This is a genomic window from Pseudomonas sp. 18173 (assembly GCF_050432945.1).
Lineage (GTDB): Bacteria > Pseudomonadota > Gammaproteobacteria > Pseudomonadales > Pseudomonadaceae > Aquipseudomonas.
Genome location: NZ_JBKFTN010000026.1, coordinates 58,496 through 84,232, shown reverse-complemented (window position 1 = coordinate 84,232; position 25,737 = coordinate 58,496). Strand labels below are relative to the sequence as shown.

General features: G+C 58.3%; 22 protein-coding genes. 9 read left to right on the top strand and 13 right to left on the bottom strand.

The features are described 5' to 3' along the window. Position 1: 1 nt before the first annotated feature. Together ACLD1X_RS24685 and ACLD1X_RS24680 are read left to right on the top strand one after the other, a co-directional pair. Positions 2 to 1,903 (top strand): acyl-CoA synthetase, encoded by a 1,902-nt coding sequence (locus ACLD1X_RS24685; RefSeq protein ID WP_429372186.1) that lies wholly within the window; start codon positions 2 to 4, stop codon positions 1,901 to 1,903. 151 nt (positions 1,904 to 2,054) lie between these two features. Continuing rightward, positions 2,055 to 3,374, top strand: coding sequence for an outer membrane protein transport protein (locus ACLD1X_RS24680; protein WP_429372184.1), 1,320 nt, complete (start codon positions 2,055 to 2,057; stop codon positions 3,372 to 3,374). Between the two features lie 480 nt (positions 3,375 to 3,854). On the opposite strand, the gene ACLD1X_RS24675 is transcribed toward ACLD1X_RS24680, so the two are convergent. Both ACLD1X_RS24675 and ACLD1X_RS24670 read right to left on the bottom strand, forming a co-directional pair. Then, positions 3,855 to 4,661 (bottom strand): lytic transglycosylase domain-containing protein, encoded by an 807-nt coding sequence (locus ACLD1X_RS24675; RefSeq protein ID WP_429372182.1) that lies wholly within the window; start codon positions 4,659 to 4,661, stop codon positions 3,855 to 3,857. A gap of 175 nt (positions 4,662 to 4,836) precedes the next feature. After that, a complete protein-coding gene (locus tag ACLD1X_RS24670) occupies positions 4,837 to 5,736 on the bottom strand; it encodes a LysR family transcriptional regulator (protein ID WP_429372180.1) in 900 nt (299 codons plus the stop codon). Between the two features lie 124 nt (positions 5,737 to 5,860). Here ACLD1X_RS24670 and ACLD1X_RS24665 point away from each other — a divergent pair, with 124 nt between their 5' ends. Then, complete coding sequence (locus ACLD1X_RS24665) at positions 5,861 to 7,291, top strand: aldehyde dehydrogenase family protein (RefSeq protein ID WP_429372178.1); 1,431 nt, start codon at positions 5,861 to 5,863, stop codon at positions 7,289 to 7,291. A 96-nt stretch (positions 7,292 to 7,387) separates the two neighbouring features. On the opposite strand, the gene ACLD1X_RS24660 is transcribed toward ACLD1X_RS24665, so the two are convergent. The 5 genes from ACLD1X_RS24660 to ACLD1X_RS24640 form a co-directional block, all read right to left on the bottom strand. Continuing rightward, positions 7,388 to 7,873 (bottom strand): adenosine-specific kinase, encoded by a 486-nt coding sequence (locus ACLD1X_RS24660; RefSeq protein ID WP_429372176.1) that lies wholly within the window; start codon positions 7,871 to 7,873, stop codon positions 7,388 to 7,390. 227 nt (positions 7,874 to 8,100) lie between these two features. Continuing rightward, positions 8,101 to 8,553 (bottom strand): thiol-disulfide oxidoreductase DCC family protein, encoded by a 453-nt coding sequence (locus ACLD1X_RS24655; protein ID WP_429372174.1) that lies wholly within the window; start codon positions 8,551 to 8,553, stop codon positions 8,101 to 8,103. A gap of 190 nt (positions 8,554 to 8,743) precedes the next feature. After that, complete coding sequence (locus ACLD1X_RS24650; RefSeq protein ID WP_429372172.1) at positions 8,744 to 8,950, bottom strand: co-regulatory protein PtrA N-terminal domain-containing protein; 207 nt, start codon at positions 8,948 to 8,950, stop codon at positions 8,744 to 8,746. Positions 8,951 to 9,056: 106 nt separating this feature from the next. Continuing rightward, positions 9,057 to 9,704 (bottom strand): hypothetical protein, encoded by a 648-nt coding sequence (locus ACLD1X_RS24645; RefSeq protein WP_429372170.1) that lies wholly within the window; start codon positions 9,702 to 9,704, stop codon positions 9,057 to 9,059. Between the two features lie 276 nt (positions 9,705 to 9,980). Beyond that, entirely contained in the window at positions 9,981 to 10,259 is a 279-nt protein-coding gene (locus ACLD1X_RS24640) for a DUF2790 domain-containing protein (protein ID WP_429372168.1), read from the bottom strand. A gap of 552 nt (positions 10,260 to 10,811) precedes the next feature. On the opposite strand from ACLD1X_RS24640, the gene ACLD1X_RS24635 reads away from it, so the two are divergent. Continuing rightward, complete coding sequence (locus ACLD1X_RS24635; RefSeq protein ID WP_429372166.1) at positions 10,812 to 13,295, top strand: hypothetical protein; 2,484 nt, start codon at positions 10,812 to 10,814, stop codon at positions 13,293 to 13,295. A 165-nt stretch (positions 13,296 to 13,460) separates the two neighbouring features. Here the strand turns inward: ACLD1X_RS24635 and ACLD1X_RS24630 are convergent, their stop codons facing one another. Beyond that, positions 13,461 to 13,895 carry a VOC family protein gene (locus ACLD1X_RS24630; protein ID WP_429372164.1) on the bottom strand — a complete coding sequence of 145 codons (435 nt, stop codon included), beginning with the start codon at positions 13,893 to 13,895 and terminating at the stop codon, positions 13,461 to 13,463. 224 nt (positions 13,896 to 14,119) lie between these two features. On the opposite strand from ACLD1X_RS24630, the gene ACLD1X_RS24625 reads away from it, so the two are divergent. After that, positions 14,120 to 14,818 (top strand): potassium channel family protein, encoded by a 699-nt coding sequence (locus tag ACLD1X_RS24625; protein WP_429372162.1) that lies wholly within the window; start codon positions 14,120 to 14,122, stop codon positions 14,816 to 14,818. 63 nt (positions 14,819 to 14,881) lie between these two features. Here the strand turns inward: ACLD1X_RS24625 and ACLD1X_RS24620 are convergent, their stop codons facing one another. Beyond that, a complete protein-coding gene (locus ACLD1X_RS24620) occupies positions 14,882 to 15,793 on the bottom strand; it encodes a LysR family transcriptional regulator (RefSeq protein WP_429372160.1) in 912 nt (303 codons plus the stop codon). A 109-nt stretch (positions 15,794 to 15,902) separates the two neighbouring features. Between ACLD1X_RS24620 and ACLD1X_RS24615 the strand changes: the two genes are divergently transcribed. From ACLD1X_RS24615 to ACLD1X_RS24600, 4 genes are all read left to right on the top strand, one after another. Continuing rightward, positions 15,903 to 16,742 carry a HalD/BesD family halogenase gene (locus ACLD1X_RS24615; protein WP_429372158.1) on the top strand — a complete coding sequence of 280 codons (840 nt, stop codon included), beginning with the start codon at positions 15,903 to 15,905 and terminating at the stop codon, positions 16,740 to 16,742. 154 nt (positions 16,743 to 16,896) lie between these two features. Continuing rightward, positions 16,897 to 17,865, top strand: coding sequence for an ABC transporter substrate-binding protein (locus tag ACLD1X_RS24610; RefSeq protein WP_429372156.1), 969 nt, complete (start codon positions 16,897 to 16,899; stop codon positions 17,863 to 17,865). 108 nt (positions 17,866 to 17,973) lie between these two features. Continuing rightward, the gene (locus ACLD1X_RS24605) at positions 17,974 to 19,092 is read left to right on the top strand and encodes an S-(hydroxymethyl)glutathione dehydrogenase/class III alcohol dehydrogenase (RefSeq protein WP_429372154.1); all 1,119 of its coding nucleotides are present in this window, start codon (positions 17,974 to 17,976) and stop codon (positions 19,090 to 19,092) included. Positions 19,093 to 19,184: 92 nt separating this feature from the next. Then, the gene (locus ACLD1X_RS24600; RefSeq protein WP_429372152.1) at positions 19,185 to 19,568 is read left to right on the top strand and encodes a VOC family protein; all 384 of its coding nucleotides are present in this window, start codon (positions 19,185 to 19,187) and stop codon (positions 19,566 to 19,568) included. A 184-nt stretch (positions 19,569 to 19,752) separates the two neighbouring features. On the opposite strand, the gene ACLD1X_RS24595 is transcribed toward ACLD1X_RS24600, so the two are convergent. The 4 genes from ACLD1X_RS24595 to ACLD1X_RS24580 all read right to left on the bottom strand — a co-directional run bounded on the left by ACLD1X_RS24595 (position 19,753) and on the right by ACLD1X_RS24580 (position 25,603). After that, positions 19,753 to 20,046, bottom strand: a complete 294-nt coding sequence (locus tag ACLD1X_RS24595; RefSeq protein WP_429372150.1) for a hypothetical protein — start codon at positions 20,044 to 20,046, stop codon at positions 19,753 to 19,755. Continuing rightward, positions 19,997 to 21,040 carry an SCO family protein gene (locus tag ACLD1X_RS24590; protein WP_429372205.1) on the bottom strand — a complete coding sequence of 348 codons (1,044 nt, stop codon included), beginning with the start codon at positions 21,038 to 21,040 and terminating at the stop codon, positions 19,997 to 19,999. Before ACLD1X_RS24590 ends, ACLD1X_RS24595 begins: the two co-directional genes overlap by 50 nt. 78 nt (positions 21,041 to 21,118) lie before the next feature. Next, complete coding sequence (locus ACLD1X_RS24585; RefSeq protein ID WP_429372203.1) at positions 21,119 to 24,508, bottom strand: Ig-like domain-containing protein; 3,390 nt, start codon at positions 24,506 to 24,508, stop codon at positions 21,119 to 21,121. Positions 24,509 to 24,925: 417 nt separating this feature from the next. Beyond that, the gene (locus ACLD1X_RS24580) at positions 24,926 to 25,603 is read right to left on the bottom strand and encodes a DUF3313 domain-containing protein (RefSeq protein ID WP_429372148.1); all 678 of its coding nucleotides are present in this window, start codon (positions 25,601 to 25,603) and stop codon (positions 24,926 to 24,928) included. Between the last annotated feature and the right edge of the window lie 134 nt (positions 25,604 to 25,737).

Here is a 25,737-nt window from a genome sequence, read left to right as displayed (position 1 = left end):
GATGATAGTGCGATCTCTGAACGACATTGAAAGTATCGAGCAGGTTCCATTGGCGGAGCGTGGCCTGGCTTGCAGCACCTATGAAGCACTGGCGCGTACGGCCGGGCTTTCTCCCCATGCGAGCGCACTGAGTTTCTTCGCCGACGCTGCCAGCTTCAGGAACACCCACCACTGGAGCTATGCCGAACTCGTCGACGATATCACTCGCGCGGCGAATGCCTTCCATGACCTGGGCATTACCCCGGGTGAGGTGTTGGCGTTCATCCTGCCCAACCTGCCGGAAACCCACTTCACCATCTGGGGGGGCGAAGCGGCGGGTGTCGTCATGGCGATCAATCCGCTGCAAGAGGCCAAGCAGATGGCGTCCTTGCTACGGGCCGCCAAGGCCAGCGTGGTGGTCACGCTCGCACCGACGCCGGGCAGCGACCTGTGGCCCAAGCTGGCCTCGCAGCTGGATCAACTTCCCGAGGTCAAGCACGTCGTTTGGGTGGGCATGGGTCCCTATGTCGATGTCACTCAGCGTGAATCCCTTGCATCCCTGGCAGAGAAAGAACGTGAGTTGCACAGGGGGGCCACGATTCACGAATTACGGACGTTGATGGAGGCTCAGCCAGGCACACACCTGAAGAGTGCCCGGCTGTTCCGCCCCGAGGATCGTTCCTCTTACTTCTGCACCGGTGGTACCACCGGGCTGCCGAAAATTGCGATGCGTACCCATGGGGCGGAAGTCTTCAACGCGTGGGCCATGGCCACGCACATGCAACCGCGAGGAAGTGGCCAGGTCATTTTTTGCGGGTTGCCGCTGTTTCACGTCAATGCGCAACTGGTGACAGGCCTGATGCCCTGGACCCAGGGTGATCATGTCATCCTCGGCACGCCGCAAGGTTATCGCGGTGAGGGTGTGATCCCACGCTTCTGGGAAATGGTCGAGCACTTCGGCATCAACTTCTTCTCCGGCGTTCCAACTGTCTATGCCGCACTGTTGCAAAACGAGCTGGAAGGCCGCGACCTGTCCAGCCTTCGGTTTGCCATGTGTGGTGCTGCACCTATGCCGGTTGAGCTCTTCAGGAAATTCGAGTCCCGGACCGGGGTAAAGATCCTCGAAGGCTATGGACTCACCGAAGGCGCGTGCGTTTCCTCGGTCAATCCACCCCATGGCGAGCGTCATATCGGCTCCATCGGTATACGGATTGCCTACCAGGACATGCGCGCAGTCATGCTCGATGACGCTGGAGAGTATCTGCGCGACGCCGACACCGACGAAGTCGGCGTGATCACCCTCACGGGGCCGAACCTGTTCGAGGGTTATGTTGAAGAGAGCCATGACCGGGGCCTGTGGATCGAAATCAATGGCCGGCGCTGGCTGAATACGGGCGATCTGGGGCGCCAGGATGAAAATGGCTACTTCTGGCTGACCGGTCGCAAAAAGGAGCTGATCATCCGCGGCGGCCACAATATCGATCCCAAGCAAATCGAGGAGGCGCTGCAAGCCCATCCAGCGGTGGCCCTGGCGGCAGCCATCGGCAGCCCGGACGTCTATTCGGGTGAGGTACCGGTCGCCTATGTGCAACTGCGACCAGACCACGACTGTACCGTCGAAGAACTCGAGCAGTTTGCCCGGCGCCACATCAGTGAGCGGGCGGCCATTCCCAAACGGATCGAAATCCTCGAGGCGTTGCCATTGACGGCGGTTGGCAAGATCTTCAAGCCCGCCTTGCAGCAGCGCGAGGTGGCCCGGGTCATTCGGCAGGAAGTGGAGCGCATGTGCCTGAAGGACATTGCGGTCGAGGTAATTCAGCACGAACAACGTGGGCTGGTCGCGTGCATCCGGGCCGGGCGCGACCAGGAGTCCCTGGCCCTGCTTCTAGGTCGCTATAGCTTTCAGGTGGAGTGGCTCAAATGATCCTGACTTCGTAAGTTCGGCTCCTCGGTCCTGGTCGTTATCAGCCAGGGCCTTTTCACAACTTCGATGAATTCCAACCGGCACTGCCAAGTGCACCGGAAGGCGAAGCTTTGCCTGCACACCAATAAATAAAAACAATTCGAGGTGGGAAATGAAACTGAGCAAGCGTGCAACTCCGTGTCTCTTTGCGGTGCGAGAGGTGTCTGTCTGGATCAACTTCGCAGGTGCCGCGGTAATACTCGGCACCTGCACAAGCGCGGGGGCCAATGGCATTGCCCTGAACGAACAAAGTGCAAGCAGCGCGGGAACCGCTTATGCGGGACGGTCGTCTTCCGCGCTGGACGCCAGCACCATCTTTGGCAACCCAGCGGGCTTGACCAAATTGAAGCGTAGCGAGATTTCCGGCGGGGCTGCGGTCGTCTCGGTGAGCGACGACATCAGTGATGCCCAGGGCAGTGCCCCGGGAACGAACAAGGGGGACTCGGTGCCGTTGGGGGTCGTTCCTTTCGCCTATTTGTCGACGCCGCTTGACGATCGTTTTTCGATTGGCCTGGGCCTCTATGCGCCGAGTGGCCTGATCAATGATTACGAGAGCACTTTTCAGGGCCGCTACCATGGCTCCTACAGCACGACCAAAGAGGTCACCCTTCAGCCCACCATTGCCTGGCGGATCAATGATTGCGTGTCCATTGGTGGCGGACCGACCATCAACCATTTCAACGCCAAGCTTCAGAACGACCTGGCCACCGGCGCCCTGAACAACGGCGAGGACACGCATGTCACGATCAAGGGCGATGACACCGCACTTGGCTACAACGTCGGGGTTTTGTTTGACTTGAGTGATGCGACCCGTTGGGGGATCAACTATCACTCGAAGGTGGACTATGAACTCAAAGGGCATACCGAGGTGAGTGGCTCCCCGAGCGTTGTCCCGCTGGACGGAAAGTATGACAACAAGATAGACATCACGATGCCCGAATCCGTGGACACGTCCATCACCCATCATTTCAACAGTCGCTGGACCGGATACCTGGGGACCACCTGGAAACGCTGGAGCCGGATCAAGAAGGTCGAGGCCGTCAACAGCGCACTTTCCCCCCTGGGCCAGGCGGCTGGCCTGGGAAGCGTGACCGAAGAAATGAACTGGCATGACACTTGGGCCACCGCCGTAGGCGCATCCTTTCAATTGAACCAGCAATGGTTGCTGCGCGCAGGCTACGCCTATGATCCGTCGCCCATCAGCAATGCCGATCGCAGCGTGCGCGTTCCGGTCGGGAATCGCCAGGCCGTGACCTTGGGTGGTGCTTACTCGCCGAATGCCGATCTGACGATAGACTTTGCTTATGGTTATCTCTGGGATTCCAAAGTTTCCGTAAATCAGGAGAACAACTCCGGTCTTCAACCGGCATACAGTGGCAGTTACGAAAACAGTGCGAATGGAGTTTCAGTGCAGGCAACCTATCGGTACTGATCGGCTTGTTCCAGAGCATTTCCACTACGAATTGATTGAATGGTTTTTCCAGCGCCCATTACTGAACTTGTCATCGGGGCTCTTTACAGCGGGCGGACGCTACGCCGTTCCACGGCGTTAGTAGCCATGCCTGAGCGAGGCGCTTTACCAGGCTCCTTACTGTCGGTGCACTCTCCACAAGAGGGTCTCTGTTTTATTTCTGCGCCTGTCTGAGAGTCGTCACTATCCGTGGCGATTTGGAAGACTCCGAACTCGCGCTCCGCGAGTTCGGCATGACGCCGCCGCATCAGCAAATCAAAGTCTGGAGGTGTGGGTTGCCAGGCTGCCAGGATTTACTTATGTGAAAGGTAGCTTTTGGCCTGTTTTTGCCTGTCACCAAGGGCGGCAATCGACTGTGGATTCAACCGGTGAGCGTGAAAGTTCGGTTGAACCATTCCCCGCCCGGCGTATGACCTGTTCGGGGCTATGCGCCCTACGGTACTAGCGATGGTTGCGATAGCGCTCGGTCAAGGACTGCACACGGGTGACGTAGGATTGCGTCTCGGCAAAGGGAGGCACCCCGTTGTACTCGACCACGGACGCTTCGCCGGCGTTGTAACCTGCCAGGGCCAGCATCTGGTTGCCGTTGAAGCGCTTGAGCAGCCAGGCCAGGTAGCGCACGCCGCCACGAATGTTCTGTCGCGCGTCGAACGGATTGTCCACGGCGAAACGCTCGGCGGTGGCGGGCATCAACTGCATCAGTCCCTGGGCGCCGGCTTCGGAAATGGCGTTGGGGTGGAACGCCGATTCGGCATGCATCACTGCGCGGATCAGCGCCTTGTCGACACCATAATGATCTGAAGCGGCTTCGATCTCCTGCCGATAGGAGTGGGTGTCCAGGCGCAGTGAGGCGACCTTGAAATCCTTCGACGCCATGCACAGGTAGCAGCCCTTGATGTAATAGAGCTCAAGGACATCGACCCGTGCGGAGATCCCGACGGGGCGTCGGCTCACAAATTGACGAACACCCTTGTGGATGAAGGTCCACACCCGAATCCGCACCGCGTCCGGGTCGTCGTCCCGCACAAGCCGTGGCTGGGGCTTTGTCTTGGCGCTGACATCGGCGTCCGCCTTGCCATTGAGGCGAGTGCAGCGGGCGTTGGCGATGGCTTGACTGGTGTAGCTGATGGCTCCGTCCCTGGCCTGGCACCTGAACATGGCGCTGGCGCACAGTGGAGTGACCAGCAGGGCCAGCCCGATGCAGCCAGGAAGGCTCTTGCGAGCCCATCGCCATGCTCTGGAATTCATCACATCGCTCCGCGCCGCAGGCGCCGATCAGGCCTGGGGCGCCTGGCCCGGGCGCAGCCTTTGGAGGGCCTGTTCCGGGTGACTCGCCTTTTGTTCTGATAGTTATACCCCTTGTAACCGGCCTTGGAACTTGCGTTGACGTACGGGCTGCCGGCGTTATCCGCCCGGGCCGAACTCATCCGGGGTAGTTGCACTCGCGCGCCAGTTCAATCAGTGCGCGCAATCGTGCCGGCACGAAGCGATGGCCCGAGTAATAAAGCCTCAATCCGCCAAACGACGGGCACCACGGCATCAGCACCGGCACCAGGGCGCCGCTTGCCAGTTCTTGCTGGATGAACCACTCGGAAATGAAACCGATGCCAAGGCCCAACAACACGGCCTGCTTGATGGCCAGCAACTCGTTGGAGACCAGGCGCACCGGCGGGTCCATCTGCAACTTCTGGCCGTCGCGCTCCAGTTCCCATTGGTAGAGGCCTCCGTGGGCCATGCGCATGCCGATGCTCTGGTGGGTGAGCAGGTCTCGCGGGTGCTCGGGCACGCCGTGGCGCTCGAGGTACTCGGGCGTTGCCACCACGAGCATGCGGATGTCACCTGACAATGCCACGGCAATCATGTCTTGCGGCACGGACTCTGCCAGGCGAATCCCGGCGTCGAAGCCTCCGGCGACGATGTCGACCATGCCTGATTCGCTGACGATGTCGATGCGCACCTCGGGATAGCGCTGAGCGTACTGCTTGAACAGCGGCTCCAGCAGCAGGTAGGCCGCGCCATGCGGTGCATTGATGCGCAATGTGCCGCTGGGTTCGTCGGGGCCGACACTGGCCTCTTCGCCGGCACTTTTGATCTGCGCCAATGCAGGGGCGATGCGCTCCACATAGCGTTGTCCGATGTCGGTGAGGGCAACGCTGCGCGTGGAGCGATTGAACAGGCGCACTTTCAGGCGCGCCTCCAGGCCGGCGACCGCACTGCTCACGGCGGTGGTGGACATGCCCAACTCCTGTGCCGCGCCTCGAAAACTGTTGCGGCGCGCAACGGCCAGCACCACTTCCAGCTCGGTCATTCCTGTTCTGTGCATGGATTGTCCTGAAAATACGGATACTTCATAAGACAAAGGATAGCTTATCGGAATAATCAACCCTTCTTAGACTTCGCATCACAGAGGCTCGATTCAGGCGAGCCATTTTGAGCGAGGAATTGCCATGCAACGCATTGAACACATCTACATCAACGGCGAGTTCGTCATTCCCCACGGTCAGGAATGGTTTGACCTCCATAACCCGAGCACCGAGGAAGTCTTCGGTCAGGTTCGGCTGGGCGATGCTCTGGACGCACAGCGTGCCATCGCAGCCGCCAAGGCTGCGTTCCCGGCCTGGTCCCGTACCACTCGGGAGGAGCGTATTGCAGCACTGCAACGCATGCACCAGGCGGTGGCGGCCAGGGAGGAAGAGCTGCTGGAAGCCATCCTCGTGGAGTACGGCGCACCTGCGGTCCGCGGGCGCTGGATGGCGACTTATCCGGCTGATGTGATTGCGCAAGCGATCAATGCACTGGAGGCGTTCGATTTCGAGGAGCAGGTCGGCATGGCCAGGGTCATTCTGACGCCCGTGGGCGTTACCGGCCTGATCACACCCTGGAACAGCAATGCCGGCTTCATCTGTAACAAGCTGGCCACCGCACTGGCGGCAGGCTGCACTGCAGTCATCAAGCCCAGCGAGATGAGCGCGTTGCAGACGCAGGTCGTGGTCAGGGCGTTGCATGAAGCGGGGCTGCCACCGGGTGTATTCAATATCGTCAACGGGCGGGGCGATGTGGTTGGCGAGGAAATCGCCCGTCATCCCGACGTGGCCAAGATCTCGTTCACCGGTTCATCCGCTGTCGGCCAACACCTGGTAAGAACCGGTGCCGACACCATGAAGCGCGTGACGCTCGAACTCGGCGGCAAGTCGCCCACGGTGGTGCTCGACGATGCGGATTTCCAGGCGGTGATGCCATTGGTGCTGCACGCCGGATTTCTCAACAGCGGCCAGGCGTGCATCGCGGGCACTCGCATCCTGGTGCCGCGCAGCCGGCTGGCGGAGTTCGAGCGGGTCGCGAAAGAGGGCGTCGCAAAGTTTCAATCGGGCGATCCGCGCAACGCCGACACCGACATCGGCCCGATGGTCAGCCAGAAACAATGGGAACGGGTGCAGCGCTACATCCGTATCGGCCAGGAGGAGGGCGCGAGGTTGCTGGCGGGTGGCGAGGGTCGCCCGGAAGGCTTGCACAGCGGATGGTTCGTCAAGCCGACGATCTTCACGGATGCCAACAACCGGATGCGCATCGCACGTGAGGAAATCTTCGGCCCCGTGCTGACGATCATCCCCTACGAGGATGAGGCTGATGCGATCGGCATTGCCAACGATACGGACTATGGGCTGAGCGCCCTGGTGCTGGGAAAGAGTGCCGAACGCTGTATGAACGTCGCTCGCCGGATCGATTCGGGGCGCGTGCTCATCAACACCCTGGCCCACGAGCCGCGTGCCCCCTTCGGTGGGTTCAAGCATTCAGGTCTTGGGCGCGAAATGGGCAAGTGGGGGATGAGCGCGTATCTGGAGCCGAAAACGCTGATTGCGTATGACCCGTTGAAATGACCGGGTCGGGTTCCTGTCCGGGAGCACCGGACGGGAATGGCAGCCAGCGCCCGCTGATGGCTGTGGATTCAACCGGACATCCACCACCGGTTGCATTCACTGCTTGTAGCCAATCTGCCGCAACAGGTTCTTGCGCCACAGGATGTCTTCATCGCATTCAATGTCTTTGGCACAGAAGCCATCCACGACGCCCAGGATGGCTCGCCCCTGTTCCGTCTCGGCGAGAACCACTTCGACTGGATTGGCCGTTGCACAAAAAATACGGCACACCTCCGGGACCATTTTGAGCGTGTTCAACACGTTCAGCGGATAGAAGCCGTCGCCCAGGAAAATGATGAAGCCATGGCCCGCGGCGATGGCTTTCGCATTCTTCTGAGCCAGTTCGATCATTGCGGTATCGGTGCCGGACCATCGCACCAGGCATTGGCCGGAGGCTTCACAAAAGGCCACGCCAAACTGGATGCCGGGCACGGTATTGACCAGCGCTTCGTGGATGTCCTCGACGGATTTGATGAAGTGGGTCTGGCCCAGAATGAAGTTGGTCGCATCGGGCTTGTCGATTTTCACCGTGATGAGTTGCATCTCAAACACCTCCTTTCGCGATATTGCTATCAGGGGTTGGCAACACATCAAGCATAGCTACTCGTTGGTTGTTGCTTCGCACATGGGCTGCATTTGGCCGATTTCTGCCTGTCAGGGTGGGCAGGATGCGAGTAATTGGAAAGATACTTTGGACGGGAGTCTGGCTGTCGGTGGCGGAGCTAGCTACAACCCCCCACGGGCGATTCAGTCCATACGTTTGAGGGCGTTCACAGGGGTGTTTTCAAAAAGCGCTGTTCATGGTCAGGATCCGGCAACAGGCAAGTGTCGTATTTCCCGAAGAGCCGATAACGGTTAAGCGCAATGCGGTCGTATGCCCAATCGCGAAGCTTGCGAGGGAAGATGCGCAACAGGCTCACGGGGCGCCAACGTGCGGGCAGTCGGGCGATCACTTCGAAAAATGCTTCCGAACGTTCCCAGTAGTGTCTGTCGCGGATCACCGCCATGGTGTCGAATTGATCCAAGGGTAAACCTGCCCACGCCAGCAGAGCCTGTCCCTCGTGAGACTGAACCGCCGCCAACCGCACGTGCCGCTGGCGGTCATTGCGAATCAGGAAGCTTACCCAGCCATTGCACAGCTTGCAGACACCGTCGAACAAGACGACCGTCTCTCCGGGTTTGAGCAGTGGCGCGGGTGAGGGGCGGGTATGCGAGGCTGACATAAGTGTGGTTCCAAGGGAGCCTGGGTATCGGCAAGCAACGCTTCGCGAAAGGCTGTTTGTGACTGAGGATTCAACACACGGGATTTAGTGTAGGCGCGATTCAGGTTAAACCTCGAATGCAGCACCGTGGGTGCTGCATTCGAGGTTTGAGGCCGCACATTGCCGGCGGCCTTGGGGTGCGCTGCGCAGATCAGCTGTTGGCGTGATCGGTCGCCTTGGCTTTGCTTTGAGCGACAGCGGCTTCAGCTTTCTGTTTCTGGGTAACCTGGAAGGCTTCCATCGAGACTTTCCGGGCCGATTCCATGCGGGCGAAGGTCCGGTCACCGCCACCGGTGGCCATGGCCAGGGAAGAAGCGGTCAGAGCGGCGACTACGAAAAGAACTTTCATGGATTTCATTTGGATTTCCTCAAGTGAGAATTGGTAAATAACTAAAATTTGTAAATAACGAATAACGGTATTTATTTGCTAAAGCAGAATCTGCCTGTTCAACCTGGCTTTACCATCAAGCCAGGGCGGCGTTTCGTACTGTTCCGGTGCCTTGCTCCAGATGCCCTTCGGTGCCTTTGTTTTTTGCATAGGCAGTGAGCATTACCATCATCGCGAAGCCACCGACGATGAGTACCGGATAGGCTGCCAGCAACTCCACCAGCGAGTATTTCCAGGCCAGCGGGCGACCAACACCCAGCATGGCGGCATAGAACCACGACACGGCAGAGAGAGCGCCCGAGAACAGTGCGAGCATGCGCAGGTTGAAGGACAGATCAAGTATCGAACCGGCTTTTTTCAGTGCCGGCAATACAGCGCTGTGCAACAGGAAGCCGTTGAAGGTCAACAGTACAACGATGCCGATCTTGGCTTGCAGTTTGGGATTGAGGAAATACTCCATCCCCTTGCCGGCATAATCGATCCCGACAATACCGATGCCGGTAATCCAAAGCGCCCAAAGTGCAAGTACTACGGTTTTTTGCAGGCTTTCCATGTGCGCATCATCATGGTGACCCGACGCATCTCCCTTCAGGAGTTGTTTGACCATTGCAACGTCACTGGTCAAGACCAGGCCGATTGCCACACAGCAGGCGATTAGGTGGAAATATACAACGCCCAAACGAACATATTCCACGGTGGACGAAGAAAACATACTAAGTTCCATGGTGACCTCTTGGCTTCATTAGTGAATCAGCATGATGCTCGACACGGCTTGATTGCCGTTTGCCGTTGCTGATTGCAATCAGAATTCAGTAATCACTATTAATTAATTTTGAGGCATTAGGCGCTCAAGATAATAGCGATCTTCGCGAATGAACTTTTAATCATTCGATCATGTCAATTTTCAGGTAACAAACACATCAATTCGCACTGGGTGCATATGATGTTTAACTTGCGTGTCTAGGGGAGGGCGTGGCCCGCAACCCTGGCGGCAAGTGGATCAGGCAACGGTGGTAGGACTGGCAGGACTTCCGCCCCATTCGAAGAAACGAATCTTGTGGACTTCACCTTCGCTATCTTCGTAGACCAGGGTCACCGGTACCATACCGGTCTTGTCGGATGTATCGGTGCGCTGCAGTACCCGCTTCACATCGATTTCCATTCCGTAGTGATATTCCACGGCGGAAACATGTGCACCGGGTTCTTGAAGACCATTCTGGTCGAAGACACTTGGTGCAAGACTGGAAATTACGGCACTGACTACTGTGGCGATGTTCATTACGTTTTACCTCTTCTGAAGTTCACTTGACGGGGACCTAATGTGACACGTGATGAAAGTGAAGTTCACTATACCGCGACGAACGCACCCATCTGAGCCGCCTGTAGTGGCTTCAGGCTCCCGGGTATTCCCCGCGCTTGACGCCTTTCGACCATTCGTCCATTAAACGCCGTATTTGCTGGGCCAAACGGTGTTTTTTGATGAGGTCATAACATGTCATGACGGATTTTTGCGAAGGTTTCTCAGTAGTGAATGTGACAGCGAGAGGACAAAAAATGCCAGGTATCGGGTCGGGGGAGAGGTATCGGGTATTGGCCGGTTCCGGTCTGCCGAAATCAATCGAAACCCTGCGATTCTGCAAATTCAACTCGAAGCGTCCGCATGTAAATGATGCCGGTGGATCGAGATCTCTTCGGGCTGTTTTGGTACTGGCTCAAATAGTGTCCATATGATATCAATCGCGCCCTCATGGACCTTTATCGAGGGCGTTATGCCACTGCAAGGAAGCTCGCGACTCCCAATCGTTTCTCTCACCCTGTCGGTTGAAAGCTGATGGGGATAATTGTCGGTATCATCGTTGTCCTCATCGCACTGGCACTGTTGGCCAAATTGCTTCGTTTCATCGGGGTAGCCCTTCAGTTCGCTCTTGGTTTGGCCGGGTTGATTGCTTTAGGTCTGCCTGCCGGCTATGGAATCGCTATGGAGGCCATCAGCAAGCAGCTCAGGCTTCGTTCCTGTTTAGCTTGGCTGACTGCTGTCGCAACGTTCACGATAACTTTCTGTTGGGGGGTACTGGGGTGGCACCCTGACTATCCCCCCGGCACTGTCGCGAGCCTGAAGTTTGGACTGCCTGCCGTGTTGTTCGTGGTAATGCTGGTCGTCCACAGCAAGCGTAAGCGCAGCCTGGCCAATAACCTGGCGCAGGAGTGGTTGCTGAAGAAGGATCAGGAATTCCATCGCTGTATACACGGCGCTTTCGCGTTGTTGTCAGTTTCCGCAGCGGTACCAGGAATGTTTGAACTGCTGCGCTGGCCTGTCGCTGGGGTTGCTGCCTACGCCTACTGGGGCTCTGCGTTATTAGTGCAGCTTTATTCCATCAGTCAGGACCATGCCCGCACCAGGCTGGAATCTCGCATTGGCGAAGCACTGGAAGTGCGGACCTCGCTCAATGTCAGCCAGGCACTCAAAGACCTGACTGCCGACAGCCTGCTTGATGCCGAAGAGGTCGAGACCATTTTCAACGGATGTCTTTCCCATCTGGTCGCCGCAGGTACCTTGCGCGAACTGGAGGTGGCCGGGCAGCGCTGGGTCTTTGCCGAAAGTTGGTACCGAAATCGGTATAAGGCACTGCATGGCGTGCTGCTCAAGCAGGTTCGTCATCGCTCCGAGGCGCTAGGCGCGATTGTGCGCAGCGCGTTTGGGTTTGAGGGCTCTGCTGCGCAAGACTTTATAGAGCGTCAAATGAGCTTCGGTCAGTTTCAGGATTTTCGTGACGGCCGCTTTTGGTGCGCTTTTGCCTTATCGCAACGTATTAGCTGCTGCACCGCTTGCGGGCTTGCTGAAGTTCGCAGCAGTGCGAATGACGCAGAGTGGTTCTGCTCCACGATCTGTGCTGAAACCGAGCAGGTATGCCTGAGTGTTCGTGACAAGCCGCAAGAGGAGTTCCTGGCCGACGCAGCCGCGAATGGCTTTGTGCTTATGGCGACCGGAAGTGCTTGGGACGCGAATCACAAGCTGTTCGCCGCAGGCGGACAAGGTCATGGATTTGCCGCCGAGAAGGCTAACCATCGGGTTGACCGCATGATGGGACGTAATGCAGAGATTCTTGGCGACAACAATGCCAAGAATGGTGCTGACCGGCTGGTTCAGGGTCAGATGATCCAGACGAAATATTGTGCGACAGGCGCTCGTAGTGTGGGGGCTGCTTTCAACGGGCAGCAGGGCGACTACAAGTATTTCGACCAGCAAGGGCGCCCCATGCAGATCGAGGTGCCTAAAGATCAGTACGCCGATGCCGTACGCACGCTGCAGCGAAAGATCAGCGAGGGCAAAGTTCGGGGTGTCACGGATCCGAAAGACGCCGTCAGGTTGATCCGCAAAGGCCATCTGACGTATAGCCAGGCACGCAGTATCACCAAGTTCGGTACTTTCGAGTCCATTGCCTATGACATCACCGAGGGTGTGGTGGTAGGGGCAGTGGCAGGCGGTATCAGCTTCGGGGTCAGCGCCACGTTGTTCTATCTGAAGACTCAAGATCGTCAGCAGGCGTTGCGAGTGGCATCTGTCCAGGCTGGAAAAAGCTTTGGTCGCAGCCTGACTGTATATGTTGCGGCCCAGCAACTACACCGGGTCCAGTTTATCCAGCGTTCACTGACCCTGATTGATGTTTCGAGCCTGGCGCCGAGCACACGCGGGTTGTTGGCTCAAGGTATGGGGGTAAGCAAGAGTGGCTTGAACAAAGCCTTGAGAGGAACACTGATCAGCTCCATTGCGGTGATTGCCGTCACTACGGGTCCAGACCTCGTCAAGCTGGCCCGTGGTCGTATCTCTAAAGCGCAATTTGCGAAGAACCTTGCTGTTGCGTCATCAGGCATCGCCGGTGGTGCGGTGGGCTCTATCGCTGGCGGGATTCTCGCGGCACCTCTGGGGCCGATAGGCGCTATGGTTGGCCGTACAGCGGGCGGCATTATCGGCGGCATCGTTGCCACCGCAGTCTCCACCAGGTTGATGGGCAAACTGGTTCAGGAAGATCGCGTGCTGATCATCGGCATCATCCAGGCTCAACTGGAATATCTGGCTATCGCTTTCATGCTTGCCAAAGAAGAGATCGACAGTGTCAACGCCAACCTGGACAAAGCTCTAACGCAGAAAAGCCTCGAAGTGATATTTGCAGCTAAAGACCAGCGTCGTGCGATGGCCAATTTTTATCTCAAGCCTGTGGTAGTGGCGGTGGTCCGCCAGCGACCGGTGGTGGACTTTTCTCCGGCGGATGTAGTGGATGCGTGGGAGGGCATGGTGTCCAAAGATGCGGCATAAAATGGTTTATGCGGGACTTCCATTTGTACGTTCAGATATCTGTGAAAACCGTTCAGTTGAAGTTCACCAGCAGTGTATTGCCGCCTGCGCACGAGGCACGGCAGGCGAAGACCCTAGGGTCTGGATGCGTTTGAGGCGAGGTTGAAGATGAGCAGGGCGACTGCCTCAGCCCAATTGCTCGGCAAGCCCGACGATAATGCCCTCGGGCCCGCGAATATAGGCGAGCCGGTACGATGTCTCGTACTGCATCTGGCCAATGAGTTCGGCGCCACGGGCCTGCATTCGCGCCACGACGGCATCGATACCGTCGACGGCAAACATGATGCGACGAAGCCCCAAGGTGTTCACCGGTGCATCTACGGGGCCGAACCTGACGGCATCTGGCGTGTGGAATTTGTCCAGCTCTATGCCTTGCCCGTCGGGCGTGCGCAGCATCGCGATCGTGGACCGGACATCTCCAAGCCCTATGAGGCTCCCGATAGCGGGCCCTTCAACCGTGGTTTGGCCCTCGAGTTCGAGGCCCAGTTCGATAAAGAACGTTTTTACCGCTTCGAGATCGTCGACGACGATCAGGATGTTGTCCATTCTCTTGATTGTCATGGGCCTGGATCCTTCATTTAACGGTGTCGCGTTTGGTCGATCGCTATCAAGCGCGAGTGGCCTTGATCGACTGTGGATTCAACCGGTGGAGCGTTAGCTGTCCGGCTCATCCTCTCACATGCATTCGCGACTAGAATCCCACTGTCGACACTTCTACAGCCAGACCGGATTTCATATCCGCAGCGTCAGGTCTTAAGCGTTGTTTCGGTCCATGGGAAACCCGTATGACAAATCCGCAAGATAAAGCCGAGTCCGACGAAGATCTGGCCCAGATGGTCATAGGGCGAGGGCCCTGTACTCATCTATTGTTGCTCTTGCTAGGTTTGATTCTGCTTTTCCCCTTTCTTGAGGACGGCATATTTTCCCGCCTATTGCTTGGCATTCTGTTTTCAATCGTGCTGCTCGTGGGCGCTTTTGCCACCCGGCAGACTCGGCGGGGGTTCATCTTCAAACTGGCCCTGGCATTGCTTGGGGTTAGCCTGCAATGGGCGGCATTGTGGGCTGAGAGTATCGCGATACTTGACCTTGCCGGGATCGCTTATGCGGCGTCTCTTGCCGTCTCGTTCAGCGGGGTGCTTCGCTATATTCTCATGCGCGGCCCCATTACCGCCGACAAGCTGCATGGCGCGCTTGCGGGGTACATCATGCTGGCCTTCGTCTGGTCCTTCGTCTATGCCCTGGTCGAGATTTCCAGCGCTGGCTCATTCGGCCCTGGCCGCCTCGACTTCGCACAGCCCGGCACTTTCTTCAAGCTGATCTATTTCAGCTTCACGACGCTCACCACCACCGGTTACGGTGACGTTATCCCATTGACCAACCACGCCCGCTCACTTGTGATGGTCGAAGAGTTTTCCGGGGTCTTTTATGTGGGTGTCGTGATCGCGCGACTTGCCGGTCTTTATCCGTCGAATCAGACCCGGTGACGCTCGACTTGCCTGAGCCACCTGCGGGCATCCAGAAAAACATTTTCGAGCGCTAAGTCGCGATTAGCCGAGTTCAGGTTTTCCTGCGTTTTTTATCCAGGTATCAAGCTCCGTAACCATTTTACTGACCTCGCTATCTTCCCGTTCCGAGGGGCGAACGATTGCGTTCCAGGCGATATCCAGGCCGTCATTCAGGGCCGCCCACGCAAGTTCACCGCGCTCAAGACTGGGGGTGACCAAATCCCGTTGCAATATGCTGATTCCGTATCCTGAACGGACCAGTTCAACGATGGCCTCGATCAACTCCACCGTGATCATGCGGCGCGGCAAGATGCTGGCGGGGGCGAAGAAACGGTCATACTCCCAGCCACTGGCGCGATCGGTCGAATACGTCACCAGGTTGTATGTCTTGAAGTCTTGCGCGTAGATATTTTTCCTTCCCGCAAGGGGATGGTCGGTTGCCATGATTGCAATCAGGTCGTCCCGGAAAAGCGGCAACCTGGCGACACCACTAGGCACCATGCCGTCATCGATAATGGACACATCCAGTCTGCCTTGCATCAGGCTCGCGTAAACGTCGTTACGGGGCACGGTCACCAGTGTGATTTCGATGTCCGGCCGAAGACTTGAGTAGTGCTTGATGAACTTTGGAATCCAGCGAAACGGGCCGTAGGAGGTGACACCCATACGGACAAACGCTGTGACGCCACCGGCCATGGACCGGGCCTCGGACTCAGCCTCATTGAGTATGGCGATGATGTCTTTGGCGGCCCGTTCCAGGCGCACGCCGGCAGGGCTGAGCCTGAGCTTTCCTCCTGATCTTTCCGTCAGGCTCACGCCTAGCCGCCGCTCGGCTTCGCGTATGCGGTGACTGACGGCCGAAGGTGTCAGCCATAAACGTTCGGCCACGGCGGTTATCGAGTCGACTTCCGACAGGGTTTGCAACATCACCAAGTGATCCAGTGTCAGTCTCATGGCTATCGGACCTGAAAATAATTCACAAAATTGCGTAAAATTATGAGCGTGACTTGTTTTTGGTGCCGATGCAATCTGAATCCAGCAGAGCCAACGGAGACCAACAACAATGACTACCCTGCCTTTCACACCTGCGTTAACCCTGGGCGATCTCGTCGATCTCGAGCGTTACCCGATCACCGATCGCACCAGCCCGGCTTATCTCGCACTGGTCACTCACAGTCAGTCGTTGCTGACACAAGAGGGCGTTGCGATCTTTCCGGGTTTTGTTCGCAATCCATCGGTTGTCGCGATGGCACAGCAGACACTTGCACTGCACTCGCGCATGTTTCATTTTCGGGAGAACCACACGGTTTATTTCAAACCCCAGGACGAAAGCGTTGATCCGCAACATCCGCTTCGACGCTTGATGAACACGGCAAAAGATACCGTTGCCTATGCCGATATTCCTGCCGACCATTTGATCCGGCAGATCTATGGATCGGACGACGTCCTTGCTTTCATCAAAGATGTTCTGGCTCTGGACAGGCTCTATCGTCATGCCGATCCATTGGCCGCCCTTAACTTGCAGGGCTTCACGGCAGGACAGGAGTTGGGGTGGCACTTTGATCGTTCCGACTTCAGCGTCACGCTGTCCCTTCAGGCTGCGAGCGCCGGTGGGGATTTCGAGTATGTGCGGATGCTGCGCAATGAAAGCGACGATTGCCATGACGCAGTCCGGCAATTTCTCGATGACTCGCAGACACAGCAGGTAGAGGTTCTGCCTCAAGTGCCTGGCACCCTGACATTGTTCCGCGGCCGCTATTCATTGCACCGGGTCACGCCGGTGGAAGGGGACAGGCTGAGGCTCAACGCGGTGTTTGCGTACGTGGACCAGCCCGATGTCGAGTTCAGTGCCTATGCGCGCCAGTTGTTCTACGGGCGTACCTCTGTTGAACCATTGGCTTGAGTCTCGCCCATAACAATAAAAGCAATTGATTCACGCCTTTGTTTCACGTGTTTGCGCACGCACTTGTCCATACTGAATCTGATGGACTCGTTTGTTCCTGTGTCGCACACAACAGTTCGCTGCCCCCAATAATAATGATTCGGAGCGTCTGATCATGAAAAACAGGAAGAGTTTGTTGGCCTCTTTACTCACCCTTGGCTTGCTTGTCGGTAGTGCTTCAAGCCAGGCGTCCGGGTGGTGTGAATCGGGCAAGTCGGTGAAATTTGCCGGGCTGAACTGGGAGAGCGGGATGCTCCTTACCGACATCATGATGATCGTGCTCAAGGATGGTTATGGTTGTGCAACGGATCAGTTGGTGGGTAACACCATCATTCTGGAGACCGCACTGGCCGGCAACGACATTCAGGTGTTTGGCGAAGAGTGGATGGAGCGCAGCGAAGTCTGGAAAAAAGCGGCGGCAGCCGGAAAGGTTGTCGGGGTTGGCGCTCCGATCATTGGTGCGACTCAGGGCTGGTATGTGCCGCGCTATGTCGTTGAAGGGGACGCTAAACGTAACCGGCCAGCGCAGGCGCCTGACCTCAGGACAGTCGCTGACCTGAGCAAGTACGCGAGTGTTTTTCACGATTCGGAGGAACCGTCCAAGGGCCGTTTCTACAACTGTCCTGCGGGTTGGATCTGTGAGCAGGACAATACCGAGATGCTGAAAGAGTACGGTCTTGAAAGCACCTTCACGAACTTCCGTCCAGGTACCGGTGCGGCATTGGATGCGGCTGTCCTGTCCAGCTACAAGCGCGGTGAACCGGTACTGTTCTACTACTGGTCACCGACGCCGCTGATGGGGCAGATCGATGCGATAAGGCTGGAGGAAAAGACCGGCGTCAACAAAGACGTCATTACCATGGTGGGACTCTCAAAGGCCTTTCATGAACAGGCTCCTGAACTGGTCAGGGTACTGGAGAAGGTCAACATTCCCATCGATTTGTTGAATCAGAACCTGGCGAGGATGACCCGCGAGCGCATCGAATCGCCGAAGCTGGCCAGGATGTTCCTCAAGGAACACCCGGAAGTCTGGCATGCCTGGGTCGACGAAGCCGCAGCAAAAAAGATCGAGGCATCGCTCTAATCGGCCTCAAGGGCAAGGACGCCCGCCCTCTGCTACGCCCCTCTGAACACAATCTCTTGACTGTTTCTACACAGGAACGGCGTCTCTTTGCGTCCGGGAATCATGAACATGATCAAATCACGAGCGGCCGTCGCTTTCGCGGCGAACCAGCCTCTGCAAATTGTCGAAATCGATGTCGCGCCGCCGCAAGCTGGCGAAGTGCTGGTACGGATTGTGGCGACAGGTGTCTGCCATACCGATGCGTTTACGTTATCTGGTGCCGACCCCGAAGGGATCTTCCCCGTCATTCTTGGCCACGAAGGCGGCGGTATCGTCGAAGCGGTTGGCGAGGGGGTAACGTCACTGGCGGTGGGCGATCATGTGATCCCGCTCTACACCCCGGAATGTGGCGAGTGCAAATTCTGCACATCCGGCAAGACCAATCTTTGTCAAAAGATCCGTGCCACTCAAGGCAAGGGATTGATGCCCGATGGCACCAGCCGGTTCTCTTATGCAGGACAGCCCATTTTTCACTACATGGGCACCTCGACTTTCTCCGAATACACCGTGCTTCCCGAAATTTCCCTGGCCAAAATCCCCAAGGATGCGCCACTGGAGAAGGTCTGCCTGCTCGGTTGTGGTGTGACCACCGGCATTGGCGCGGTGCTCAACACTGCGAAAGTGGAGGAGGGAGCCTGCGTGGCAATCTTCGGTCTGGGGGGCATCGGGCTGGCAGCCATTATCGGTGCGACCATGGCCAAGGCCGGCCGAATCATCGCGATCGATATCAACCCGGCCAAGTTCGAGATTGCCAGGCAACTGGGCGCTACCGACTTCATCAACCCCAAGGATCATGACAGGCCGATCCAGGACGTGATCATCGAGATGACCGAGGGCGGTGTGGACTATTCCTTCGAATGCATCGGCAACGTCCATCTGATGCGCGCCGCCCTGGAGTGTTGCCACAAGGGCTGGGGCGAGTCGGTGATCATTGGCGTCGCCGGCGCAGGACAGGAAATCAGTACCCGTCCTTTCCAGCTGGTGACCGGGCGCGTCTGGCGCGGCTCGGCATTTGGCGGTGTGAAAGGACGTAGCGAGCTACCCAGCTATGTCGAGAACGCGCAAAAGGGCGAAATTCCGCTGGACAGTTTCATTACCCACACCATGGGGCTGGAGGAGATCAACAGAGCCTTCGACCTGATGCACAAGGGCGAAAGCATCCGCACCGTTATCCATTTCGATCGCTGACTCAACAGACTGGCGAAGCCCGTCAGGGCGAGTCAAAGGCGCGAAAACCTGCAACATCAACCCACCGTATCTACACCAAAGAGAGCACAAAGATGACCATTTTCACTCATGTGACTGTCGGTACCAACGACCTGAAAAAAGCGCGCAGCTTCTATGATAATGTCCTGGGTACCCTGGGCCAGAAACGCATCGCTGATCTGGACGAGAATGGCTCGATCTGGGGTGAGAGCGCTCCGTCCTTCTTCGTTCTGAAACCGGCGAACGGCGCCCCGGCCAGCGTGGGTAATGGTGTAACTATCAGCTTCGAGGCGCCGAATCGTGCCGCCATTGACGCTTTCCACGCCGCGGCGCTGGCCAGTGGCGGCACCGACGAAGGTGCACCGGGTCCGCGAGGTTGGGCACCTGACGCCTATGCGGCGTACGCGCGGGATCTCGATGGGAACAAACTGGCCGCGTACTGTTTCAAGCCAGCCTAAGCGTCAAGACGAGGCATCCTTGGATGCTTCGTCATTAGTCCTTATTCGCAAGGATTAGTAACTGTAAGGTTGCAACGGTGGCTTGAACAAGCCCGTTTAACCTTGGTGTTCGAACGACAGCTTCTGGCCGTTTTAAGCCTGTCACGAAGGGCGGCAATCGCTCTATGGCCGACCTCCTGCATGCCTACAATCGTTGACGATTTCGCTGCTGTTTCACCTTATACATCTCGCGGTCTGCCAGCTTTGTGGCCTCGTCCACCGTCATGCTGCCCGGTATCACTGCCACGACTCCAACACTCGCGCCGGTGTAGTGAATATAACCAAGACCCTGGCCCAGCTCATATCGCCCGATCGTTGCGTTGGACAGGCGATAGAGGCAGCACTCTTGGTGATCACTTGCGCAGAGTGCCCCTGTGAACGGATCGGCTTCAACCGCCTTGTTGCTGCATGTGATGGCCTGCGTGCTGGTGAGATTCATCATGCGTGTCCTGCGCCATCGGTGCCTCAGGCTTTAGCCGTTCAGTCTCTTCTGCCAGATAGGTCAGTACGGCATTGGCCTCTATATCACCCAAGCGCAGATTGGGCATCGCCAGGCGGTTGTATTGCTCGTACAACTGCATCGCCAGTGGGTCTTTCTCGGCCAGCACCTGATCGGGTTCCTTGATCCAGCGTTTCAGCCATTGCGGGTCGCGCTGGCGGGTGACGCCGATCAGGTCCGGGTCGATGCCGCGTATGCCGGCGTTCTGGGTGTCGCCCAGGGTATGGCAGGACGAGCAGCGGGTACGGTAGATCTGCTCGCCGGCGCTTGGCGGGCGCACGGTCGGGGCGCTGGCGTAATCCTGGTTGCTGGTGCTGGCCTGTTTCCAGTTCTGCAGGGTTTTGCCCAGGCGGTCGGCCAGAATGTAGGGGTTCTCCATGGGTGAGGATTTCATCCAGCGGCCGGTGCTCTGGTTGCCGATGATCAGGCTCAGGTTGTGGTCCTTGTTGCGGCCGTTGTCGATGCCGTCGATGAACAGGCCCAGGCTCTTGCGCAAGGCGGTGATGTCGTCCTTGTTGCCAGTGAGGAATTGCCAGCCGGGACCGATCTTGAATTTCTCGGTGTATTGCTTGAGCACTTGCGGTGTGTCGGTTTCCGGGTCGATGCTGATCGAGTAGAGAAAGATGTCCTTGCCGACCCGATCGCCGAGGACTTTCTGTACCTGTAGCAGGCGTGCGGTTTCCAGCGGGCAGGAGTCGGTGCAGGAGGTGAAGATGAAGTTGATCGCCACCACCTTGTCCTTGATCAGGTCATCGAAAAAACGCACCTTCTGGCCATCCTGATTGACCAGCTCGGTATTGGGGAAATAGTCCTTTCCCCAAGGGGTGCCGGTGTCGCTGTCTTCGGCAGCGGCTGCCGACCATCCGGTGATGCCCAGGGTGAAAAGGAACAGCAGGCGAAGGAGTTTGATCGGCCGGGTCCAGTGTGAAGTGATCATGATTGCGTCCTGTGCAGAGTACTGATGGATGCCTTGCACTCCAGCTGTACGGGCTGGAGTGCAAGGTGATACCGGTCAACGGACAGAGAGGGGCGCCGTGACCGAGCGACCGGAAGATGATTTGATCGTCACGGTCGGCGTGGATGCCGGTCCGTTGCCTGTGGTGCTCATCGAGATCCGCCAGCGGGCGCCGGTGGCTGTTGGTGTCATCGTCGCCGTGCCCAGGACGAGCGGCCCGCCGGTGGTCGCTGCGGAACCCGTCAGGACCGTGCCAGTCTGTGACGTGGTCCCGGCCAGATCCCAGGTGTAACGGTTGTTGCTGCGCACCGCCACAGTGGCGCTGGTCACTTGCAGGTCCTCGTTGCTGGTCACCGCCGGCGCCACTGCGATGGTCACAGTACCGGGCGTTGCCGAGACGCCACCCTTGGCGTCGCGCACCTCATAGGTGAAGGTGGCGGTGGCAGGTTCGGTGAGGGTGGCCGGCGGCGTGTAGATCACCCGGGTGCCATCGGTGGTGGCCGCGCCCATGCCGGAATCCGGCTGGCTCAAGCCGACCACAGTGAGCGGCATGTTGTTGTCAGGGTCACTGTCATTGGCCAGGACGTTGAGGGTGACGGCCACGCCGGCCGTGGTGCTGGCACTGTCGGGGCCGGCAACCGGCTGCTTGTTGGTGCTGTTGTCGTCGCCATCATCCCCGTCATCGTCATCATTGCCGCTACCCTTGCCACCCGTACGGAAGGTGGGCAGCGCGGCCGAAGCCACATATTCGACGCCATCCCAGCCGGGTAGCGGCGTCGGCATCAGCTCGAACTGGCCGGGGTGTTCGACGTCCCAGCGCAGCAACATGGACGAGTCTTCGTGCTGGGTGTTGTGGCAGTGCTCCATGTAGGTCCCGGCAAACTCGCGAAAGCGAATCGCCATGGACACGTCCGTGGAACTGTCGACTTCCGGCCCGATGCGGAACACATCCTTGCGTGCCCATTTTTCCCAGTCCGGCGGTGCCTTGCCATCGCGGCTAAGGATCACCCCTTCCTCGAAGTGCACATGCACCGGGTGACTCCAGCCGTTGCCGCCGTTCTTGATGTCCCACACCTCGAGGGTGCCGTCGCCACTGAAGCCGGCGTCGGTCGGCCCGGTGGACAATTGCGCCGCCACGCTGAGCTGTCGTGGGTCCATGCTGTAGCCGAAGCCACCATCGGTCTTGATGGTCCAGGGCGCGAGGTCAGTGCCGTCGGAACGGCCAAAGGTAAAGCTGCGATGACGAGCCTGGTCGAGTTTTGCCTTGTCGGCCACGTCGTCGCGGTTGATGGTCAACGGAATCATTTTCTTGCCTGCCGCCTTGCCAGGCTTGGCCGGCTCATAGGCGGTGGGGTCCATGCTCTGGTCTTGGCCTGCATAGGAATTGACGATCAGTTGCAGGAACTTGCCCACCACAGGATCGCCCTTGTCCCATTGCGGCCCCTTGCTGCTTTGCTTGAGGACGGCCTTGTACCTCTCGGACAGCACGTCGGCCAGGGACAGTTCGTCTTTCTCCGGGCCCTTGCCGGTCTTGTGTTCCATCAGGTTGACGAAGTAGATCTTGTCCCCGGTCTTGATCCCGTTTTTCGCGAAATCAATGATGATGTCGTAGCGTTCGGCGATGGCCTGGGTCGGCAGGATGGCGTTGTTGTCCTTCAAGTCACCGTCGCCGTCGAGGTCCATGCTGCCGTCGAAGGGGATGGCGTGTTCCATGATGTTGCCGTCGTTGCCGATCATGTGGAACGGCACCCGTGCATAGGACACGCCGGAGCCTGCCGGCCCGGGGAATTCGCCGCCCGTGCCCTTGATTTCACGGACCACGGCCAGCTTGAAGTAGCGCGATACCGAACCGTTGAGGATACGGAAGCGGTAGCTACGGGCGCGCACGTTCATGAATGGCTGGTACTGCCAGTTCACCAGCATCTGGTCGCCGAGGAAGCCGTCGGTGTTGAACGGGTTGAACCACAACTGGCCGCTGGCATCCCAGGCCTTGTCGGCGATCACCAGGTTGACGTCATAGTCGCGGTTACCCCAGGGCAGGGCGTTGCCGCTGGGCAGACGCAGGTTGATGCCATCCTCGACGGCCTCGTTGCCGCGATCGATGGCGCTGTAGTAGTTCATCATCACCGCGTTGCCCTTGTAGACGTTCTGGGCGGTGAAATCGAGCATGTGGTCGTGGAACCAGTGGGTGCTCATGGTTTCGCGCCAGTCGCCACGGATCCTGATGGTGCCGTTTTCGCAGGTCTTGCGCGAAGGGGCCATGTCGTTGACCCACAGGGTCTCGCCCGGCGAGCAGGGGAACGCGGCCCTTGGGTCCTCGGCCTTGGTGTTGATGGTGTCGTAGCCGGCCAGTTGCACCGGCCAGCGATAGTCGTAGTACTGGCCGGGGAAGAAAAAGGCGTTGGCATAACCATCGCTCTCGGCCGGGTTGTGGCCATTGTGCTCATGGGTACTGATGGTGTGCAGGCCGAAACCGTTGTTGGCGGCCGGGTCGATGGGCAGGGCGTTGTAGTGACGCATCAGCAGCGGTTGCCCGTAGCGCACCATGAGGAGTTTGGGCGGCAGGGTGCCGTCGAAGGTCCACACCGAGTTGTGGTTCTGGATCGGCATCTTCGGATGGATGCGAATGTCGATGCCCTTGGTGGTGCCCTTGGTGTTCGAGAGGCCGGCGGTGTTGTGATAGAGCCCGCCAGGGCCGAACTCACCCTTGGTGTAGCCATGCATCTGTTTGCTGTCGCGCAGGCCGAGGTTTTGTCGTGCACCCGCTTGCACGGTCTTGAACGCGGCTTGCGGGTAGAACTCGTTCCAGCGCTGGTGCGACCAGGCTTTGCCGCCTGGCCGTCCCTCGGCCGGGGAGCCCACCGGCGCGCGGTTGAGGAAGGCTTCGATCTGCGCCTTCCAGGGGTTGCGGTCCAGCACGTTGGAGTACTGAGTCGGGAACGGCGTCAGTCCTGGTTGCCGCAGGAAGGCTTCCAGCGCAGTTCCCGAGGGGCCGCTGCGGGCCACGTTGTTAGGGTCCTGGCCGGGCATCGGACCCACCGTCGGTACGGGGAAAGTCATTTGCGCCGCAGGCGTTTGCGGGTCGAGCTTCTCCGGGCCGAACTCCTCAAACAGCACAAGCTGCTGGGTAAAGGCTTCTGCGCCAAACAGCGGGCTGGGCTTGCCGTTGGTGGGGAAGTTGAACGAGGTCTGCAGGGCAGGGGGCAGGACGTTGTCGGTCCGTGGCGTGTCGCGGTTACCCTGGCCACCATTGGGCAGGGACAGCGAGCCGTGGTTGGCCTCCGGCATCGTGCGGATTTCCAGCAATGCGGCCGCAGGGTCCGCAGGCTGGGGACGATAGTAGGAGGGGTCGGTGGGCGATGGCTGGCTCTCATCGTCCATTGGCGAAGCGCCGGCATCCGCCCCGCAGAGGGCCAACAATATCGCCGAGGCCATGTCCGGCCGCATGAAGAGTGCGCAAGATAGAGTAGTTTTATTGGCCTTCATGTTTTTGCCTCCCAGCATGGTGATGAGCCAGACACGCGTTGTGTCGATAGCACTTTGCCCTTGGTTTTGGCCGTAAGCAGAGTCCATGCCAATCGCGGGAGACGACTGTGAAACTTCCAGGTGTACTCATGGAACTGACGTTCTGCAGGCGATCGAGGCCGCTTCGATGGCGTCGAATGGAAAGATGAAAATTGGGGGGGATTCCCCTGAGTCGGGGATGGTGGGTCAACAGGCCCGGACCGGGTTCCGGGGTAAATGGGGACGATTGGTGCCAATCGCGACGGGCTGCTTCTGGTCGTTAGCTGCCTGTCGCGACTGACCGAAATCAACCGACAGTTACCCCTCATCAGAGGCCGTATCCAACCCAATGCAGTCAGTTCACCTGCTGACGAACGTCCAGAGATCGGTATTCAGTTTTTCGATAGCGGCTTTGAAGTCCTTGGTGGTAATGCGCTGACTTTCGTTCTCCAGTTGGCTGCCGAATACCTTGCGCACCACTTTGGCCATGGTCTGATGGGTTCTGGCGTCAATGAATTCGGCTTCGATGAACAGATTGGTGTCTTGATCGCGGTGTCCGGTGGCGGCTTGTGTCGCTCCGACAACGGCCGCGATCGGCATCACTTCATACCATTTCATGCCTTCGTTCGACGCGCTGACGCCAGTGATTGCCGCACGCAGGATCAGGGGGTGTGACCCGGCCGGTGCCGCGGCCGCGTTGGACACCCTCTGGTATTTGCGGCCCAGCACGAGCTTGGCCTTTCTGGACATGAAGTCTTGCAGGTCGGCCAGCGTCCGCTGATTGACCCGCTCATCGGGTTTTGGCGCGGGATAAAACTCCAGCGTCCTGAACGCTATGGTGTCGTACGCATCCGGGTTCCACGACGGGCTTACCCAGCGCAGTGTCTTCTCACCCGTGGTGGTGGTCACTTCTTCCAGGTTTTTGTAGTTGGACAGGAAACCGGAGTACTGCTCGCGCTCAGTGACCTGGGAGGTGCAACCGCCGAGAAGCAGGCTGGCCAGTGCGACGCCAACGAGCAGCTTATGAGCCAGGGTCATGGTGGGTTCACTCCGGGATTAGGTCGTGTTCCGTCAACAGTGAGTCAGAGGCGCCAAGTCACGGCTTGAATCCAGGCCTTGGCCTGACTGACGTTGATATCGGTGTCCTGATCCAGAGCATAGATAGCTTCTGT

Bases quoted from the DNA above. Each gene is read 5' to 3' on its own strand.
- ACLD1X_RS24685 (WP_429372186.1), top strand. From the start codon at position 2: ATGATAGTGCGATCTCTGAACGACATTGAAAGTATCGAGCAGGTTCCA.
- ACLD1X_RS24680 (WP_429372184.1), top strand. From the start codon at position 2,055: ATGAAACTGAGCAAGCGTGCAACTCCGTGTCTCTTTGCGGTGCGAGAG.
- ACLD1X_RS24675 (WP_429372182.1), bottom strand. From the start codon at position 4,661: ATGAATTCCAGAGCATGGCGATGGGCTCGCAAGAGCCTTCCTGGCTGC.
- ACLD1X_RS24670 (WP_429372180.1), bottom strand. From the start codon at position 5,736: ATGCACAGAACAGGAATGACCGAGCTGGAAGTGGTGCTGGCCGTTGCG.
- ACLD1X_RS24665 (WP_429372178.1), top strand. From the start codon at position 5,861: ATGCAACGCATTGAACACATCTACATCAACGGCGAGTTCGTCATTCCC.
- ACLD1X_RS24660 (WP_429372176.1), bottom strand. From the start codon at position 7,873: ATGCAACTCATCACGGTGAAAATCGACAAGCCCGATGCGACCAACTTC.
- ACLD1X_RS24655 (WP_429372174.1), bottom strand. From the start codon at position 8,553: ATGTCAGCCTCGCATACCCGCCCCTCACCCGCGCCACTGCTCAAACCC.
- ACLD1X_RS24650 (WP_429372172.1), bottom strand. From the start codon at position 8,950: ATGAAATCCATGAAAGTTCTTTTCGTAGTCGCCGCTCTGACCGCTTCT.
- ACLD1X_RS24645 (WP_429372170.1), bottom strand. From the start codon at position 9,704: ATGGAACTTAGTATGTTTTCTTCGTCCACCGTGGAATATGTTCGTTTG.
- ACLD1X_RS24640 (WP_429372168.1), bottom strand. From the start codon at position 10,259: ATGAACATCGCCACAGTAGTCAGTGCCGTAATTTCCAGTCTTGCACCA.
- ACLD1X_RS24635 (WP_429372166.1), top strand. From the start codon at position 10,812: ATGGGGATAATTGTCGGTATCATCGTTGTCCTCATCGCACTGGCACTG.
- ACLD1X_RS24630 (WP_429372164.1), bottom strand. From the start codon at position 13,895: ATGACAATCAAGAGAATGGACAACATCCTGATCGTCGTCGACGATCTC.
- ACLD1X_RS24625 (WP_429372162.1), top strand. From the start codon at position 14,120: ATGACAAATCCGCAAGATAAAGCCGAGTCCGACGAAGATCTGGCCCAG.
- ACLD1X_RS24620 (WP_429372160.1), bottom strand. From the start codon at position 15,793: ATGAGACTGACACTGGATCACTTGGTGATGTTGCAAACCCTGTCGGAA.
- ACLD1X_RS24615 (WP_429372158.1), top strand. From the start codon at position 15,903: ATGACTACCCTGCCTTTCACACCTGCGTTAACCCTGGGCGATCTCGTC.
- ACLD1X_RS24610 (WP_429372156.1), top strand. From the start codon at position 16,897: ATGAAAAACAGGAAGAGTTTGTTGGCCTCTTTACTCACCCTTGGCTTG.
- ACLD1X_RS24605 (WP_429372154.1), top strand. From the start codon at position 17,974: ATGATCAAATCACGAGCGGCCGTCGCTTTCGCGGCGAACCAGCCTCTG.
- ACLD1X_RS24600 (WP_429372152.1), top strand. From the start codon at position 19,185: ATGACCATTTTCACTCATGTGACTGTCGGTACCAACGACCTGAAAAAA.
- ACLD1X_RS24595 (WP_429372150.1), bottom strand. From the start codon at position 20,046: ATGAATCTCACCAGCACGCAGGCCATCACATGCAGCAACAAGGCGGTT.
- ACLD1X_RS24585 (WP_429372203.1), bottom strand. From the start codon at position 24,508: ATGCGGCCGGACATGGCCTCGGCGATATTGTTGGCCCTCTGCGGGGCG.
- ACLD1X_RS24580 (WP_429372148.1), bottom strand. From the start codon at position 25,603: ATGACCCTGGCTCATAAGCTGCTCGTTGGCGTCGCACTGGCCAGCCTG.